Origin of the sequence: Brucella tritici, assembly GCF_008932295.1 — a bacterium.
Classification (GTDB): domain Bacteria; phylum Pseudomonadota; class Alphaproteobacteria; order Rhizobiales; family Rhizobiaceae; genus Brucella; species Brucella tritici.
Genome location: NZ_WBWA01000009.1, coordinates 117,641 through 135,365, shown reverse-complemented (window position 1 = coordinate 135,365; position 17,725 = coordinate 117,641). Strand labels below are relative to the sequence as shown.

Genomic DNA, 17,725 nt, shown 5'->3' with positions numbered 1-17,725 from the left:
GGTCAAACGCTCATGAGCGATTTTCTAGCCGCCGTAGGTCTTCTCTTCGTTCTCGAAGGGCTGCTCTACGGCGGCTTTCCTTCTTTGGCGAAGAAGCTCGCTCGTGAAGCGAGTGAGACGCCGGAGAATATGTTGCGCATTGCCGGGATTGCAGCCCTTGCAATCGGCGTCGGCATTGTCTGGCTTGTCAGGGGATAAGCCGCTTTCCTTCCGTTATTTATCGTCTGTAGTCTATGCGGGGCCGTAAACAGGCCGTATTTTGCAGCGATCAAGCCTTAGTACATCTATCGCTAATCAAACGACTGCATGCAGACAGGAACGGAGCAGGGCTTCATGGCAATTGCACCAAAGGCGGGATTTGCTCGCACCCTTTTCGCAACCGTGGCATTGGGGGCGATGACCGTCGCTGGCACTCTTTCGATAGGAACGCCTCCGGCAATCGCGGCTCAGGGGCCGGCTTCCGTCGCCGATCTGGCCGAAGGGCTGCTGGATGCGGTCGTGAATATCTCGACCTCGCAGACCGTCAAAGAAGATGGCGAAAGTGACGGTGCGGTTCCAATGCCGCAGGTGCCGGAAGGCTCTCCATTCCAGGAATACTTCAAGGATTTCTTCGGCGACAAGGGCGGTGCGCAGGGCGACGAATCGCGCAAGGTCCAGTCGCTTGGTTCCGGCTTCGTCATCGACGCCGAAAAGGGCTTCATCGTCACGAATAATCACGTCATTGCCGATGCAGATGAGATTGAAGTCAATTTCAACGATGGTTCCAAGCTGAAAGCGGAACTGGTCGGAAAAGACATCAAGACCGATCTGGCAATTCTCAAAGTTGACCCATCCAAGCACAAGCTGAAGGCCGTGGAGTTCGGTAATTCAGAAAAGGCACGCATCGGCGATTGGGTCCTTGCGATTGGCAACCCGTTCGGTCTCGGCGGTACGGTAACGGCTGGCATTATCTCGGCCCGCAAGCGCGACATCAATTCCGGTCCCTATGATGACTTCATCCAGACCGATGCGGCCATCAACCGAGGCAATTCGGGTGGCCCGCTGTTTGACATGGACGGCAAGGTGATCGGCATCAACACGGCGATCATCTCACCCTCCGGCGGTTCCATCGGTATCGGATTCGCCATCCCTGCCGAGATGGCTGTGGGTGTTATCGATCAGCTCAAGGAATTTGGCGAAGTTCGTCGCGGCTGGCTTGGCGTACGTATCCAGCCTGTAACTGAAGATATCGCTCAGAGCTTGGGGCTGAAGGAAACCAAGGGTGCACTGATTGCCGGGCTGATCGAAAATTCCGGCGTCGACAACAAGGCGATCGAGGCTGGTGATGTCGTGATCCGCTATGAAGGCAAGCCGGTCGATACTGCCCGCGATCTGCCGCGACTGGTTGCTGAAACCCCGGTCGGCAAGGAAGTCGAGATCGTTGTGGTTCGCCAAGGCGAGGAAAAGACCGTGAAGGTCAAGCTCGGGCGTCTGGTCGAGGACGACAAGAGCACCGAAGCTGCGACGGAAGATCAGGCTCCCCTGCCGGAAGGCGAGGGCGGTGATGAAGGCTCGGTAACACCGGATACGCCGAAAAAGGAGCAGAAAAGCGATGCTGCCCCGAGCGTGCTTGGAATGAAGCTCAGCGAACTGAATGACGATGTTCGCGGGGAATTTGGCATTGCGGAAGATGTGGAAGGTGTTGCGGTCCTGTACGTTTCCCCTGGCTCAGCCGCAGGTGAGAAACGTATCGAAACCGGCGATGTTATCGTCGATATCGGACAGGTGAATGTGAAGACCCCCGAGGACGTGAAAAAGCGTATTGATGCGCTGCGCCGCGAAGGACGCAAGAACGCGCTTATGATGCTGGCCTCGCGTTCGGGAGAACTGCGTTTCGTGACTGTCCGGATCAACTGATCTTCAATTGAGTGTACTGCTGAAACGGCATTGCGGGGAAATCTGCAATGCCGTTTTGTTTTGCGGTTTGAATCACTTGGCGTCGGAACCGCACAAAGAGATTCGAGTGCTCCTCATTCGTCGTTCGAAATTGCAGAGCCTTCTGTTTCATTCGCTTCCGGTGTGCTATGGACCGGCGCCATTCGGAGTAGGGTGAGTTGGAAACAGTCGATATTGTGGTCATAGGCGCTGGCGCGGCAGGCATGATGTGTGCCATCGAGGCGGCCAAACGCGGGCGTTCCGTACTGGTCGTGGATCACGCCAAGGCAGCCGGTGAGAAAATCCGCATATCGGGCGGTGGTCGCTGCAATTTCACCAATCTTCATGCAAGCCCGAAGAACTATCTCTCGCAGAACCCGCATTTCTGTATCTCGGCTATGAGTCGCTACACGCAGCGCGACTTCATCGCGCTCGTGGAGCGTCACCGCATCGCTTATCACGAGAAGACGCTTGGCCAACTCTTCTGTGACGGTTCGGCGTTGCAGATAATCGAAGCGTTGCTGGGGGAAATGAAGCGCCATGGCGCGCGATTGAAGCTTGGCTGTAGTGTGAGTGCGGTCGAAAAATCCGCAGAAGGCTTTTCTCTTCAACTGTCGGACGGACCTGTTCGCTGTCGATCACTGGTCGTGGCCTGTGGTGGGAAATCGATTCCGAAGATGGGAGCTACAGGCTTCGGCTACGATATCGCGACACAATTTGGATTGCGGATTGTCGAAACACGACCGGCGCTGGTGCCGCTGACATTTGAACCCAACACACTGGAACGGCTGAAGCCGCTGGCCGGCATTGCCGTCGATGCCGTTGTCTCCTGTGGCAAAACCAAATTTGCCGAGGCAATGCTTTTTACGCATCGTGGTATTAGCGGCCCTTCGATCTTGCAGATTTCTTCCTACTGGCGGGAAGGCGATGAAATCCGCATTGCGATGCTGCCGGAAACGGACATTTTCGAAGCACTGCGCGAGCAACGCAAACAGAACGGCAAGCAGGCATTGCAAACGGCACTGGCGCTTTATCTTCCGAGAAAGCTTGCACAGACCATAGCCGAAGATATCGGTGCGACCGGCCATCTGGCGGATATGTCCGACAAGACGTTCCGCCGTGTCGAGGCGGCGATAAACGACTGGTACATCAAACCTGCCGGTTCGGAAGGCTACCGTACAGCGGAGGTCACGCTTGGAGGGGTCGATACGCGCGATCTCGACTCCAAGACCATGGAAGCCAAATCCGTTCCCGGCCTGTTTTTCATCGGCGAGGTGGTCGATGTTACCGGGTGGCTCGGCGGCTATAATTTCCAGTGGGCATGGTCTTCCGGCTGGGTGGCTGGTCAGTCTGCCTGAATGCGATAGACGGAATGAAGCTTCAAATGTGGAGTTTCATCCGGCACACGGGGATGGTCGAAATCGCTCGAGGGATCACGGGTCATGCCGATGCGCTGCATCACGGCTGTGGACCGCTCGTTGTTATGAACGGCGAAGGAAACGACTTCTGAGAGGCCAAGGGTGCCGAAAGCATATTCGATCAGCGCTTTGCCCGCTTCGGTTACATAGCCCTTGCCCCAAAAGGGAGTGGCCAACCGCCAGCCGATTTCAACAGTACCGTCCTGAAGATAAGGTTCGAGGCTGGTGCGGGCGAGACCGGCGAAGCCGATACACTGTCCCCCTTCTTTTTCCTCCAGCGCATAGAATCCGAGACCTGTTTCAGAAATCATCTTCTGGAGATGATTGAACAGTTCATCCGATTGCGAGCGGTCCCTGCGAAAGGGAAAGAAACGCATTACCTCTTCATCGGAATTGATGACATGGAACAGGTCGCGGTCGCGATCCTCCCAGTTCCGGATGATGAGGCGCGGCGTTTCCAGAATGATCATTGAACGAAATCCGTCTTTCTAAAGCCCTGAATATAGAGGAGGGCGGTCAGGTCGCCATGGTCAACCCGCATTCTGGCCTGCGCTGCCACGGTCGGCTTCGCGTGAAGTGCGACGCCAGTGCCTGCAAGCTGGATCATGCCGAGATCGTTCGCTCCATCGCCCACCGCAATTGCATCGTCCGGTGTAAGGCCGAGGCGTTCGGCGATTTCCACGAGTTTCTCGACCTTGGCTTCACGACCGAGAATTGGCTCTGTGACAAGGCCGGTCAGATGCTTTCCATCGTCGATCAGCCTGTTTGCTCGGTCTTCGTTGAAGCCGATCATTTCGGCGATACGCTGGGTAAATGAGGTAAAACCGCCGGACACAAGCGCTGTGTAAGCGCCATGCTTCCTCATAGTGCGCACGAGTTCCGGCCCGCCGGGCATCAGTGTGATACGGGTTGAAATGACCTTGTCGATGACATTGAGCGGCAGGCCTTTCAACAAGGCCACCCGCTCGCGCAAGGCCGGTTCGAAAGCGATTTCACCATTCATGGCGCGTGCGGTGATTGCCGCAACATGCTCGCGCAGTCCGGCTTCCTCTGCCAGTTCGTCGATGCACTCTTGCTGGATCATCGTGGAATCCATGTCGGCAATCAGAATTTTCTTGCGCCGGAGCTCCTGTTCCTGCACCACCACATCGACCGGCGCGCCATCAAGCGAATGGCGCAGCAGAGTTTCGGCTTCTTCACTGCTGATCCCCGATGGAAGTGCAATGTCGCAGGCAATGTTGTCGGCCAGCCAATAGAGTCCGGTTGCATTCACCGCTGCTGAGGCTTTAATCCCAAGCGCTGATGCAAGCGATGCTTTGGCCGGATTGGCAATCAAAGTGGCGACGAGAGAAACCTGTTGGGACATGGAGAACAATTCCGGCGATGAATGAGGGTGCGGTCACGAATGCAATCCTGATAGCTGGCCCGACGGCCAGCGGCAAGTCGGCACTTGCCATTCGCATGGCGCGTGAGACTGGCGGTTTCATCGTGAACACCGATTCCATGCAGGTTTACGATGTTCTTGATCTCCTGACGGCACGACCGAACAAAGCGGATCTCGCTGCGGCCGAACATCATCTCTATGGACATGTCGCCCCATCGATATCCTATTCGACCGGACGATGGCTGGATGATGTGGCTGACCTGCTATCTCAACCTGCCATGAAGCACAGGACCCCAATCTTTGTTGGGGGGACGGGGCTTTATTTCAGAGCGCTGCTCGGTGGACTGTCGCAGATGCCAGAGATACCGGGTGATGTTCGCGCCTACTGGCGAGGACGTATGGAGACGGACGGTCCGGAACTTCTTCACCGGCTTCTCAGCGAACGTGACCCGGATATGGCCGCGACCCTTCAACCCTTCGACAGCCAGCGCATCGTTCGGGCGCTGGAAGTTTTTGAAGGCACCGGAAAGTCGCTTCTTGCTTGGCAGCAGACGAAAGGGCAGGCACTGATAGACGATGATAGCGCGCGCAAGATCGTATTGCTGCCGGACCGGGCATGGCTTTCAGAGCGTATTGCCCGGCGTTTTGCCCTGATGTGGGACAATGGCGCGATTGACGAAGTCAAAGCGTTGCTGACGCTTGATCTCGACCCGGCATTGCCCTCAATGAAGGCCATCGGTGTGCGTGAGATCACGGCATTTCTGCAAGGCTCGATGTCGCGGGAAGAAGCAATTGAACGTTCGGTTATCGCCACCCGGCAATATGCAAAGCGTCAGTCGACCTGGTTTCGAAATCAGCTCGATGATCGCTGGTGTGTGAATGCAAATTCTGATGATGCCTTCGCTCGATTAACGACAACGAAATAACTCGCTGGCACTCTCTGAAACAGGAGAGGCGGGCGCGGACTATGCGATTTCATAAATCGGAGCGGGCATTTTTTATTCTGATTGTTTTGATGTTCGGTATCGGGCTGTTGCTATATCAAGCCCGTGTCGACATTGGACAATTGCAGACATTGCCACTTGACGTGAGTGCATCGGAACTGGTTTCGAGGCTCGATCAGTTGAGTTACGTCACAATCTGGGTGCTGATTGCGACTATCGCTTGCGGGCTATTCCTGATCTATCCGCAAATCCGTACCGATGCGCAGGACCGCGGCAAGCTGCAGGTCATCACGCAGGATCTCTCCGAACGGTCGCAGACCCTCGAACATGCCGCGCTGACGGATAGCCTGACCGGCATGCAGAACAGGCGGTATTTCGATGAGGCGCTGAAGGAATATCTGGTCCAGTTCGACCGAATTCAGCGCCCTGTGGGGTTGATGATTATCGATCTCGATCATTTCAAGACAGTGAACGATACATATGGGCATGACATTGGCGATATCGTGCTGCAAGAAGTGGCGCGGTGTCTGAAGGACTATACGCGGTATCATGATGTCGTTGCCCGGCTTGGCGGCGAGGAGTTTGCAGTTCTTGCGCCGAATATGGACGCGGAATTGATGATCAAGCTTGCCAATCGTATCCGCAAGGCCATATCGACGCTTGAAATCGATCTGGGCGATGAGAAGCTTGGCGTCACCGTCAGTATTGGCCTTGCCATATGGGACCGGCGCGAGAACTCGAAGGACCTCTATCGTCGCGCCGACAAGATGCTCTATGCCGCAAAGAACATGGGCCGTAACCGCGTCTGCGTCTAAAGCGTGTCGGATTTTATTATATTCAGATAGAGCGCTTTCAGTTTTTGTTTTCGTACATGTCTTTATCCCAAAACCGGTTCCCATTTTTGGGAGACATGCTTTAACGCTCGTGGTCCTTGCGAAAGCTGCGCACCAGTTCGCCCATCTTCTCAATGCTCTGTTTTGTGTCGAGGCTGAGGGATGTTTGCGGCTTCAACGATGAAGAGCGATGGTAAGCTTCGTCCGCGGGCATTTGGTCCCGGCGACTGGTGGAGACCGGGCTGCCCCACAGATTATCCTCGTCTCCGATCTGGTCCACTGGTTCAGCCTGCGAACTGTTCTCAAAAGCTCGCAACTTTTCAACGATACGGTCGAGCGATATTTTGCCATCACTGCGCCAGCTTGAAAGAGCACTTTCGCTCTTGCTGCGTCCGGGAAGCTGATGCGGCGGGATGGTTTCGAATGTCAGACGCATCGGTGTCGAGAATGCTTCGCCAAAGGCTATCGCTTCGCGGTTGGCGATTGATGACAGAAAGCCAGCCATGCTTTGCGCACCGCCACGAATAGCCCCCCTGATGATTTCCTGATCGCGCTCATTACCCAGCCGCATCGCAAAAATCGAATTGCACTGTGACAGGATCGTTGGATCAAGCTCACCGGGGCGCTGGCTTATCACTCCGAGATAGGAACCGTATTTCCGACCTTCTTTGGCAATTCGCGCTATGGCTTGTCTTGTCGGCCAGAACCCGGCGTCACGGTCGGCGGGAATATAACGGTGGGCTTCTTCACAGATCACGAGCGTCTGCAGGCTGCCCTCGCTTGAAAGAGCGATATCGAATGCCAGACGGCACAAGACGGAAGCAACGGCATTGACGACTTCAGACGGCAATCCTGCAAGCTGGAATGTGCAGATGGGCTTTTCGTTTTGCGGTATGCGGAAAATCCGGCCAATGGCCTGCCGCATTGTTTCCGGGCCACCAGTTACGGCGAACATGAAACGGAAGCGGGGATCGGCAGAGATCGATTCCAGCCGAACCTTGAGGCTGCGCAGATAGGGACGTTCCGCCTTGCTGTCGAGAAGTCCCATCCGCTCATCGATGAGGGATATCAGGTCAAGCAAACGATAGGCGATGGGCGTGTCGGCGCTGACGCTCTGGCGGTCGGCAAGCTGTCGTCGCAATGTTTTCGTGGCTGACAGTTCAGCGCCCTGCGTTTTTTCACGGGCAAGCTGGACCAGATCACGCAATATATCGAGTTCCATAGGGTTCGGCGCGCGTCCGCGAAAGATCACATCTGCAAATTCATCCAGCCGTAGCATCCAGAATGGCAATTCGATATTCGTCTGATCGACCGCCACGGCCAGATCGGGAAATGCGCTCGCGAACTCATTGTGTGGATCGAGGATGAGTACGCGCAGATTGGGCTTTTCGGCGACGATCCGGCGTAGCAGCAGCATGACTGCGCTCGATTTGCCGACGCCCGTTGTTCCGACGATAGCAAAATGCCGGGAGATAAGATCATCGACTGATATGTAGGCGGGAACGGTTGCATCTTGTGTGAGCGCACCGATTGAAACGCTGCTGTGAGCGGTTTGTGCATAAATGGCAGCAAGATCGGTGGCACGGATGCGATGTGCAATAGCGCCAGGGTGGGGAAATTGCGAAATGCCGCCGTTGAAAGTGGTTTGTCCGGTCGGTTGCATGCGAACTTCGCCCAGAAACTCGACATGAATATGGAGCGTGTTGTCACCGCCGCGTATCCAGACATCTCCGGGAACGAGCACGTTGCGGATGAGACCTACAACGCGATTATTGCCGGTCTGAATGGATATAAGCTGGCCTACGGCCCAATAATCGTCAGATGCTGCCGAAGAGGGACCTGACAATGCCGAGACGATTGCGCTCTCGCCGTCGCATTGGATGACGTGGCCTTCCGTACGATTGCGCTGCACATATTCGCCCTGTTCTCGCGCGTTGGAACTGTCCCCGATTTCGCTCATGCTGCCCACTCCGCCCCAGTCCTCAACAGGAGGTTTCGCGTCAGGATAAGAATCTTCCGTTGAAATAAAGTTATCGTTTGGGGCAGGTGAGCCTAAGAAAATATCGCAGGCGATGTATTTATGCGTTGACGACGCCAAATCCGGCTATTAGTGTCCGCCACCATGAACACGATTATTATTCTTGTGGTACGGGCGCGCATGGGCAGGATGGTGTAACCATCCGGCGAAAGCTCCCATGCGCGAAAGACAGGCTCCCTCGGGGGCCTTTTTTATTATCCAAATCAGAAATAAAATGCAGACGACGGGAAGAGAACAATGACTGCAGGTAAACGTGAGGCGGACGCAAACGCCGCAGAAACGCAAGAAGCGAGCAATCCACGCGAAATGACCGGCGCTGAAATGGTCATTCAGGCTTTGATCGATCAGGGTGTGGAGAGTATCTTCGGTTATCCCGGCGGCGCCGTGCTTCCGATCTATGACGAGTTGTTCCAGCAGGACAAGGTTCAGCACGTTCTGGTCCGGCATGAGCAGGGCGCAGGACACGCTGCGGAAGGCTATGCACGTTCGACCGGCAAAGTCGGTGTGATGCTTGTTACGTCCGGTCCAGGTGCGACCAATGCAGTTACGCCGCTGCAGGATGCCCTGATGGACTCCATTCCGCTGGTTTGCATCTCCGGTCAGGTTCCGACAACGCTGATTGGCTCCGATGCGTTTCAGGAATGCGACACGATCGGTATCACGCGCCCCTGCACCAAGCACAACTGGCTGGTGAAGGACGTCAACGATCTGGCGCGCATCCTGCACGAAGCCTTTCATGTCGCTTCCACCGGTCGTCCCGGTCCCGTTGTGGTTGACATTCCGAAGGATATCCAGTTCGCCAAGGGCATTTATACGCCGCCGGAAACCGCGCCGCGCACCAGCTACCGTCCGGTTCTCGACGGCAATGCTCAGGCAATTTCGGATGCCGTTCGTCTGCTCCTTAATGCAAAGAAGCCCGTCATCTATTCGGGCGGCGGCGTGATCAATTCCGGCCCGGCAGCTTCCCGTCTGCTGCGCGAGCTGGTCGAGATCAGCAATTTCCCGATCACATCCACGCTGATGGGTCTCGGCGCTTATCCAGCCTCCGGCAAGAACTGGCTCGGCATGCTCGGTATGCATGGCACTTACGAAGCCAACATGACCATGCATGATTGCGATGTGATGCTGTGCGTCGGTGCCCGTTTCGATGACCGCATCACCGGACGTCTGAACGCATTTTCTCCGAACTCGAAGAAAATCCATATCGATATCGACCCGTCGTCGATTAACAAGAGCGTGCGTGTCGACGTGCCGATCATTGGTGATGTCGCGCATGTTCTGGAAGATATCGTTCGGCAGTTCCGTGCCTCTGAAAAGAAGCCGGAAAAGCAGGCAATCGGTGCATGGTGGGAGCAGATCGATCGCTGGCGTGCCCGCAATTCGCTCGCCTATGCGCCGAACAAGGACGTCATCATGCCGCAATATGCAATTGAGCGGCTTTATGAACTGACCAAGGATCGGAAGACCTACATCACCACGGAAGTTGGCCAGCACCAGATGTGGGCTGCGCAGTTCTATGGTTTTGAGGAACCGAACCGCTGGTTGACCTCTGGCGGTCTCGGCACCATGGGTTACGGCCTGCCGGCGGCTCTCGGGGTACAGATCGCGCACCCTGATGCGCTGGTTATCGACATTGCAGGCGATGCCTCGATCCAGATGTGCATTCAGGAAATGTCGGCTGCCATCCAGCATAATGCGCCGATCAAGATCTTCATCCTGAACAACCAGTATATGGGCATGGTGCGCCAATGGCAGCAGCTCCTGCATGGCAACCGCTTGTCGCACTCCTATACCGAGGCAATGCCGGATTTCGTCAAGCTGGCCGAAGCCTACGGCGCGCATGGTATCCGCTGTGACAAGCCAGGTAATCTCGATGCCGCCATTCAGGAAATGATCGACATCGACAAGCCGGTTATCTTCGACTGCCGCGTGGCAAATCTCGCCAACTGCTTCCCAATGATCCCGTCGGGCAAGGCACATAACGAAATGCTGTTGCCTGATGAAGCAACAGATGAGGCAGTTGCCAACGCCATTGATGCCAAGGGCCGCGCGCTCGTCTGATCCGGAGGAAAGAAATCATGAATGCACAGAACCTAGCTTCCGGATCGGCCTATTTCATTGCAGCCGAAACCCAAACGCCGGAAACGCATACGCTTGCCGTACTCGTTGACAACGAACCGGGCGTCCTTGCCCGCGTGATCGGCCTTTTCTCTGGTCGTGGCTACAATATTGAAAGCCTGACGGTTTCGGAAACCGAGCATGAAAAGCACCTGTCGCGCATTACAATCGTGACGCGCGGCACGCCGCACGTGCTCGACCAGATCCGCCACCAGCTGGCTCGTATTGTTCCGGTTCACCGCGTTGTCGATCTCAGCCACCGCGCCTTTGAACTCGGCCACGATCGTCCTGTCGAGCGTGAGCTGGCGCTGGTGAAGGTCGCTGGCAAAGGTGAGGCAAGGGCCGAAACGCTTCGCCTTGCCGACGCTTTCAAGGCCAAGGTGGTTGATGCGACGACTGATCACTTCATTCTGGAGATTACCGGAAAGACCGCCAAGATCGATCAGTTTATCTCGATCATGAAACCGCTCGGGCTGGTTGAGACCTGCCGTACCGGTGTCGCAGCCATGAACCGCGGTCCAGAAGGCATGTAAAAGCTTCCGACAAAATCGATACAATATGTTTGAAAACCGGCACAATGTTTCGATTGTGCCGGTTTTTTATTGAGCTAATTTGTCCCCGTAAATTGGGGCCGTCCTATGTCTGTTGAAATTTTTCTGGCGCTTCTCGTCTTCGCCTTCGTGTCATCCGTTACGCCGGGACCAAACAATCTGATGCTTCTGGCATCCGGCGTAAATTTCGGTTTCCGCCGTACGATCCCGCATATGCTTGGTATCGGTGTCGGGTTTTTCATATTGCTGCTGGCGGTTGGTTTCGGTCTCGGCGCTTTGATTGAGACGGTTCCGTCATTCTACGCCGCGCTGAAGTTCGCGGGCGGTGCTTATATGCTCTATCTCGCCTGGAAAATTGCCATGTCGCGTTCCATCGGAGAGGCAAAACATCGCGATAAAGCCGAGCCTATGACTTTTTTGCAGGCAGCGGCGTTCCAGTGGGTCAACCCGAAAGCTTGGGTAATGGCGATCACGGGAATTGCCACCTATGCCAATCACGACAACTATTATGTCGCCGTGCTTCTGGTCAGCGCTGCATTCGCGATTGTGAATTTGCCGAGCGTTTCGGTCTGGGCAGGATTTGGCACATTGCTGCGCAACTGGCTTTCCGATCCTGTTCGATTGAAATGGTTCAATCTTATCATGGCCTTGCTGCTCGTTCTGAGCCTGTGGCCGATGCTGAAATAGAGAATGAAGAGGCGAATGATGAAGCAGATTCCAACTTATGAAGATGTGATCTCGGCCGCAAAGCAGATCGAAGGTTACGCGCACCATACTCCGGTGTTCACATCATCAACTATCGACCGCGAAACCGGCGCGCAGTTCTTTTTCAAATGCGAGAATTTCCAGCGCATCGGTGCGTTCAAGTTTCGTGGTGCCTTCAATGCTCTGTCGCGGTTTACAGATGAGCAAAAGGCGCGAGGTGTGCTGGCTTTTTCGTCCGGCAATCACGCGCAGGCAATTGCGCTCGCAGCAAAATTGCTCGGCATTGGCGCGACCATCATCATGCCTGAGGATGCGCCGCGCGCGAAGCTTGACGCAACGCGGGGCTATGGCGCGAAGGTTGTTACCTATAACCGCTATGAAGAAGATCGCGATGAGCTCTCGAAGCGCCTGGCCGAAGAGGGTGGGCTGACCCTCATTCCGCCGTTCAATCATCCCGATATTATCGCCGGGCAGGGAACTGCGGCCAAGGAGTTGATCGAGGAAACGGGTCCGCTTGACGCTCTGTTCGTTTGTCTCGGCGGTGGTGGCCTGCTTGCAGGTTCGGCGCTCGCCGCGAAAGCCTTATCGCCGGGCTGTGACGTCTACGGCGTGGAGCCGGAGGCGGGGAACGACGGTCAGCAATCCTTCCGCTCTGGCAAGATAGTTCACATCGATGTGCCGAAGACTCTGGCGGACGGCGCCCAGACGCAAGCTCTCGGCGACATGACCTTTGCCATTATCCGCGAAACTGTTCGCGATATTCTGGCCGTCAGCGACAATGAACTGGTTGAAGGTATGAAATTCTTCGCCAGTCGGATGAAAATGGTGGTCGAGCCTACAGGGTGTCTCGCTTTTGCTGGCGCACGACAGATAGCATCGAAGCTGCAAGGCAAGCGTGTGGGCGTGATCGTCAGCGGCGGCAATGTCGATCTCGACAGATTTGCGGCGCTGGTGAGCAAAAACGTTTGATCACGGTTTGATCTTGTTTTCAGGCGGCGAATCCTGTCTGAAAGGATCATGCAGTTTTCACCGGAACAGGATCAGGCGCTGAAGGCCGTCGGGCAATGGCTTAAAGACGGCCGCAGTCCCATTTTCAGATTGTTCGGCTATGCGGGTACGGGCAAGACGACGCTCGCCCGCTATTTCGCCGAGCATGTGGATGGCGATGTGCAGTTTGCAGCCTTTACCGGCAAGGCGGCGCAGGTGCTGCGCTCGAAAGGCGCCAGCAATGCCCGCACGCTCCATTCGTTGATCTACCGCCCACGTGGCGAAGAAGCGATTGAAGACGAAACGACTGGCAAGACTTCCATCGCGCCGACTTTCTCGCTTAACCGGCAAAGCCCTGTCGCCAAAGCGGCGATGATCGTCGTCGACGAATGTTCCATGGTCGATGAGGCGCTGGGACGCGATCTGATGAGTTTCGGCACTCCGATCCTCGTTCTCGGCGATCCCGGGCAGTTGCCTCCTATTTCCGGAGGGGGCTTTTTCACGGAACACGACCCGGATTATCTCTTGACCGAGATTCATCGTCAGGCGCAGGACAATCCAATCATCCGTATGGCGCTCGATGTGCGGGAAGGGCGTGAGCTTCCCTATGGTGACCATGGCGCCGCAAGGGTTATCGGAAAAGGCGACGTTAATCAGGAAATGGTGCTGTCTGCCGATCAGGTGCTCGTCGGCACCAATCGAACGCGCCGCCGCTATAATCAGCGCCTTCGGGAGCTAAAAGGCTTTACTGCGGATTACCCACAGGCTGGCGACAAGCTGGTCTGCCTGCGTAACGATCCCGCCAAGGGACTTCTCAACGGTTCACTTTGGAAGGTGATGACATCATCCAAGGAAACGGTGAAGCCCGGCATTAATCTCCTGGTTACACCTGAGGACGATGATCGCGGTGTGGCGAAGATCAAGCTGCTCAAGGCACAGTTCGAAGATCCCGACAGCGAAATTCCCTGGCAGACTAAAAAGCGCTACGACGATTTTGATTATGGTTATGCCTTGACGGTACACAAAGCGCAGGGTTCCCAGTGGGATGAAGTCGTGCTCTTTGACGAAAGTTTCGCGTTTCGCGATACACGTGAACGGTGGCTTTACACGGCGATCACGCGTGCAGCCGAACGTTTGACCATTGTAAAATAATTATTCGTCTGTTGGTTGGGCGCTGAGCCACTCCCAGGCTTCGTTTTCTTCGTCTGCTTCGAAAGCGCGAAGCTCTATGGACAGAAAAGGCTGCATGAGTGTTATGCTGGCCTGTATCCACAAGGGGCCGCCAACGATTGCATAGTGACGAAGCTTTTTGAGAGACTTTGAACGCATGGAGAGCATGCTTTCTGAGAACGCAGCCGTCCAATCGACCCCTTCATAGCCGGTTAGGCGGATCAGTAGATCGATTTCTTCATGCGTTTCGTAAGCTGCGTCGAGAAGCCCGTAGAGATTCTCCAGTGAGGCATCGTCGAGATGTCCTTCAATTGCAAAAGCGAAAACGTCTTCCCTGTTTGTTGGAATGCGGCGAATGACAGGTATGTCCTCATTTCGCATCATAGACCTCCATTTATCGATCGGCTTAAACGCCCGAGCAGGGACAAAGGTTGCGGTCGCTTACAAATTGATGCGAACTGGAAAACTCCGCAAACCCCGTTTGTTGCAGGCAGATTTCATGATTGGGGATTGCGGCTGCGGTGCGACGGCAAAACACTCACATTTTTTCATGGCAGGCGTTATAAAGCGGAATATTCATCCGGGAGTCTCCAATGCCTGCGAAATTATCGGTCAATCTCAACGCTGTTGCGATGCTGCGAAACCGGCGCGATTTGCCATGGCCAAGCGTTACCGGTCTAGGCCGCGCTGCTCTTGCCGCTGGAGCTGCCGGATTGACGGTGCATCCGCGTCCCGATCAGCGTCATATCCGGTTTTCCGATCTCGGCGATATACGCGCTTTGATCGATGATGAATTTCCGCAGGCAGAGTTCAATATTGAAGGTTTCCCAAGCGAGGCGTTCCTTGATCTGGTGGAGAAGCATCAGCCGGAACAGGTGACGCTCGTACCTGATGATCCAACGCAGGCGACCTCGGATCATGGTTGGGACTTTGTGTCGAAGGCTGACTTTCTGGCTCCAATCGTGGCTCGCCTGAAAGCCGGTGGTATGCGTGTATCCTTGTTCGCCGATCCCGATCCGCTTGGCTACGAACGAGCGGCTTCAATCGGTGTGGATCGTGTGGAACTCTACACGGGCCCTTATGGTGCAACCTATGATGACCCGGCAGCTGCAGTGCGCGAGCTAGATCGACTGGAAAAAGCTGCAAATGCCGCTACGGAGCTTGGCCTCGATATTAACGCGGGACATGATCTGACAGTAGACAATCTGCCGGCGCTGGTGAAACGTATCCCGCAATTGAGCGAAGTTTCCATTGGACACGGGCTGACCGCCGATGCACTGATGTATGGGATGCCGGTAACGGTCAGCCGCTACATTGCGGCCCTTGCGTAACGCGTCTGTCAATGCGCTTGATGCATGGCTCAGACTAGAGCTGTGCAAAAAGCGCATTTGTATTCGTGTGAGACAAGCTTTAGGCGTCCGCCACTATTCATACGCGTTGGGGGGCGCAGGATCGTATGAGGGAAGCATTGAAGCAGTTTTCCGACATCTGCTTTCCGCGCCGAGGCAAGTCTATTGTCATTGCATTCGGGCAGATCGCCACTTTCAATCGGCGCCATGTCCATGATTAATGCTGATTTCGGCAACGCTACGGCAGCAATGCGGCAATTCGCAACTTTTTGCGAATACGCTCATTATCTCAATTCGATCCCCAGTAACTCCAGCCAGAATCTTTTCAGGAAGTTGCGAGGTGCCTGCATATGAGCGGCGAGCTAAATGGCAATGACACGCCGACACAGGCCGCTATGCCTGCCGTCGGTGTTCCTGAAAGCGTCGCTTTTGCAGAAGATGCCGAGCAGCACAATGAGAGCATGAAGACGCTGGTGCTTGGGGCGCTGGGTGTCGTTTACGGTGATATCGGCACCAGCCCTATCTATGCTTTTCGCGAAGCCCTCCATGCGGCGGCGAGCGATGGCATTCTTTCCCGTAGCGACATTCTTGGTGTTGTTTCGCTGATCTTCTGGGCGCTGACGCTGGTTGTGACCATCAAATACGTGCTGTTCGTTTTGCGTGCGGACAACAACGGCGAGGGCGGCATTCTTTCGCTGATGGCGCTTGTCAGAGGCGCGCTGAAAGGCAGACCTGACCTTATTCTGGGCGTCGGCATCTGCGGTGCAGCGCTGTTCTTTGGTGACGCGGTCATTACTCCCGCAATCTCTGTTCTTTCGGCAATGGAAGGTCTTGAGATCGTCGCTCCAGACTTAACGCCATTCGTGGTTCCCATAACAGTCGTTATTCTCGTCACGCTGTTCTCGGTGCAGAAATTGGGCACGGGAAAGGTCGCCATCGTCTTCGGTCCGATCATGGCATTGTGGTTTCTGGCGCTGGGTGCGTCGGGCCTATGGCATATTTTCGATGACCCCACGGTTATGATGGCGCTCAATCCCTATTATGCGGTACACTTTCTGACGGTCAGTCCCGGTGTGGCGTTTATTACGGTTGGTGCCGTATTCCTTGCGATGACCGGCGCTGAAGCTCTTTACGCCGATCTGGGGCATTTCGGACGCAAGCCGATCGTACGTGCATGGTTGTGGGTGGTGTTTCCATGCCTGCTGCTCAATTATTTCGGGCAGGCTGCGTTCATCCTGTCGCATGGTGAAGCGGCAGCATTGCCGTTTTTCCAGATGATGCCGAGTTTCGCGCTTTGGCCGATGGTTCTGCTGGCAACGGCGGCAACCGTGATTGCAAGTCAGGCGGTAATAACCGGTGCCTATTCGGTGGCACGCCAGGCTGTTCAGCTCAACATTCTGCCGCGCCTTGAAATTCAGCACACGTCGGAAAAACTGCATGGCCAGATTTATATTCCGCGCGTGAACCTGCTTTTGGGGCTGGCCGTGGTCATTCTGGTGCTCGGGTTCGAGAAGTCCAGCAATCTGGCAGCAGCATATGGCATTGCCGTCACTGGCAACATGCTGGTCACCACGGTTCTTCTTTATATCGTGATGACCCGTATCTGGAACTGGCGCGTGAGCCGCGCCCTGCCGATTATTCTCGGCTTCCTGATCATCGATATTATGTTCTTCAGTGCGAATATCATCAAGGTTCATGAGGGCGGCTGGGCTTCGATCGGTATTGCCGTCGTGCTCGTCCTGATCATGTGGACCTGGGTGCGGGGGACGCGGCACCTCTTTCACAAGACGCGTAAGGCTGAAGTTCCGCTTGATCTCATCGTCCAACAAATGACCAAACGTCCGCCGACTATCGTTCCGGGCACGGCGGTGTTTTTGACGGGTGATCCAAAGAGTGCTCCGACTGCGCTCATGCACAGCCTGAAACATTATAAGGTTCTGCACGAAAACAATGTCATACTGACGGTTGTGACCGCATCGAAACCATGGGTTTCAAGTGCTGATCGTGCGCGCGTGTCCCAATATAACGAGCGCTTCATGCAGGTAACGCTCACTTTCGGCTATATGCAGCAGCCGAACATTCCGCGCGCGCTTGGCATATGCCGCAAGCTTGGCTGGAAATTCGACATCATGACGACGTCGTTCTTCCTGTCGCGCCGGTCACTCAAGGCATCGGCCCATTCCGGCTTGCCGCTCTGGCAGGACAAGCTGTTTATTCTGCTCGCCCGAACCGCGTCTGACGCGACAGAATATTTCCAGATTCCAACCGGTCGTGTGGTGGAAATTGGAACGCAGGTGAATCTGTAAATCCATCG

General features: G+C 55.3%; 16 protein-coding genes. 12 read left to right on the top strand and 4 right to left on the bottom strand.

What is annotated here, in order from left to right:
- The first annotated feature begins 12 nt into the window (after nucleotides 1-12).
- From F9K91_RS11965 to F9K91_RS11955, 3 genes are all read left to right on the top strand, one after another.
- Complete coding sequence (locus F9K91_RS11965) at nucleotides 13-198, top strand: DUF2065 domain-containing protein (protein WP_006467185.1); 186 nt, start codon at nucleotides 13-15, stop codon at nucleotides 196-198.
- 135 nt (nucleotides 199-333) lie between these two features.
- The gene (locus F9K91_RS11960; RefSeq protein ID WP_151677867.1) at nucleotides 334-1,896 is read left to right on the top strand and encodes a Do family serine endopeptidase; all 1,563 of its coding nucleotides are present in this window, start codon (nucleotides 334-336) and stop codon (nucleotides 1,894-1,896) included.
- Nucleotides 1,897-2,093: 197 nt separating this feature from the next.
- The gene (locus tag F9K91_RS11955; protein ID WP_151677866.1) at nucleotides 2,094-3,272 is read left to right on the top strand and encodes a BaiN/RdsA family NAD(P)/FAD-dependent oxidoreductase; all 1,179 of its coding nucleotides are present in this window, start codon (nucleotides 2,094-2,096) and stop codon (nucleotides 3,270-3,272) included.
- On the opposite strand, the gene F9K91_RS11950 is transcribed toward F9K91_RS11955, so the two are convergent.
- Entirely contained in the window at nucleotides 3,260-3,802 is a 543-nt protein-coding gene (locus F9K91_RS11950; RefSeq protein WP_151557329.1) for a GNAT family N-acetyltransferase, read from the bottom strand. The two genes, F9K91_RS11955 and F9K91_RS11950, sit on opposite strands and share 13 nt — an antisense overlap.
- A complete protein-coding gene (gene serB / locus F9K91_RS11945) occupies nucleotides 3,799-4,698 on the bottom strand; it encodes a phosphoserine phosphatase SerB (protein WP_151557331.1) in 900 nt (299 codons plus the stop codon). Before serB ends, F9K91_RS11950 begins: the two co-directional genes overlap by 4 nt.
- Nucleotides 4,699-4,715: 17 nt before the next feature.
- On the opposite strand from serB, the gene miaA reads away from it, so the two are divergent.
- Complete coding sequence (miaA, locus tag F9K91_RS11940) at nucleotides 4,716-5,642, top strand: tRNA (adenosine(37)-N6)-dimethylallyltransferase MiaA (RefSeq protein ID WP_151677865.1); 927 nt, start codon at nucleotides 4,716-4,718, stop codon at nucleotides 5,640-5,642.
- Nucleotides 5,643-5,683: 41 nt separating this feature from the next.
- Nucleotides 5,684-6,475 (top strand): GGDEF domain-containing protein, encoded by a 792-nt coding sequence (locus F9K91_RS11935; protein WP_151677864.1) that lies wholly within the window; start codon nucleotides 5,684-5,686, stop codon nucleotides 6,473-6,475.
- A gap of 100 nt (nucleotides 6,476-6,575) precedes the next feature.
- Here F9K91_RS11935 and F9K91_RS11925 read toward each other — a convergent pair whose 3' ends face one another.
- On the bottom strand, nucleotides 6,576-8,453 hold the full coding sequence (locus F9K91_RS11925) for an ATP-binding protein (protein ID WP_151555661.1): 1,878 nt from the start codon (nucleotides 8,451-8,453) through the stop codon (nucleotides 6,576-6,578).
- A gap of 315 nt (nucleotides 8,454-8,768) precedes the next feature.
- Here F9K91_RS11925 and F9K91_RS11915 point away from each other — a divergent pair, with 315 nt between their 5' ends.
- The 5 genes from F9K91_RS11915 (at nucleotide 8,769) to F9K91_RS11895 (ending at nucleotide 14,044) form a co-directional block, all read left to right on the top strand.
- Entirely contained in the window at nucleotides 8,769-10,592 is a 1,824-nt protein-coding gene (locus tag F9K91_RS11915) for an acetolactate synthase 3 large subunit (RefSeq protein WP_081104459.1), read from the top strand.
- A gap of 17 nt (nucleotides 10,593-10,609) precedes the next feature.
- Nucleotides 10,610-11,182: an acetolactate synthase small subunit gene (gene ilvN / locus F9K91_RS11910; RefSeq protein WP_061346045.1), complete on the top strand. Its 573-nt coding sequence runs from the start codon at nucleotides 10,610-10,612 to the stop codon at nucleotides 11,180-11,182.
- A gap of 105 nt (nucleotides 11,183-11,287) precedes the next feature.
- Complete coding sequence (locus F9K91_RS11905; RefSeq protein WP_151555662.1) at nucleotides 11,288-11,887, top strand: LysE family translocator; 600 nt, start codon at nucleotides 11,288-11,290, stop codon at nucleotides 11,885-11,887.
- A gap of 18 nt (nucleotides 11,888-11,905) precedes the next feature.
- Nucleotides 11,906-12,874, top strand: coding sequence for a threo-3-hydroxy-L-aspartate ammonia-lyase (locus tag F9K91_RS11900; RefSeq protein WP_151651799.1), 969 nt, complete (start codon nucleotides 11,906-11,908; stop codon nucleotides 12,872-12,874).
- A gap of 48 nt (nucleotides 12,875-12,922) precedes the next feature.
- Nucleotides 12,923-14,044 (top strand): ATP-dependent DNA helicase, encoded by a 1,122-nt coding sequence (locus F9K91_RS11895; protein ID WP_109989079.1) that lies wholly within the window; start codon nucleotides 12,923-12,925, stop codon nucleotides 14,042-14,044.
- On the opposite strand, the gene F9K91_RS11890 is transcribed toward F9K91_RS11895, so the two are convergent.
- Complete coding sequence (locus F9K91_RS11890) at nucleotides 14,045-14,443, bottom strand: SpoIIAA family protein (protein WP_192799237.1); 399 nt, start codon at nucleotides 14,441-14,443, stop codon at nucleotides 14,045-14,047.
- Nucleotides 14,444-14,655: 212 nt separating this feature from the next.
- Between F9K91_RS11890 and F9K91_RS11885 the strand changes: the two genes are divergently transcribed.
- Nucleotides 14,656-15,393 (top strand): pyridoxine 5'-phosphate synthase, encoded by a 738-nt coding sequence (locus tag F9K91_RS11885; RefSeq protein WP_151555664.1) that lies wholly within the window; start codon nucleotides 14,656-14,658, stop codon nucleotides 15,391-15,393.
- Between the two features lie 368 nt (nucleotides 15,394-15,761).
- The gene (locus tag F9K91_RS11880) at nucleotides 15,762-17,717 is read left to right on the top strand and encodes a potassium transporter Kup (protein WP_151651768.1); all 1,956 of its coding nucleotides are present in this window, start codon (nucleotides 15,762-15,764) and stop codon (nucleotides 17,715-17,717) included.
- The last annotated feature ends 8 nt before the right edge of the window (nucleotides 17,718-17,725 follow it).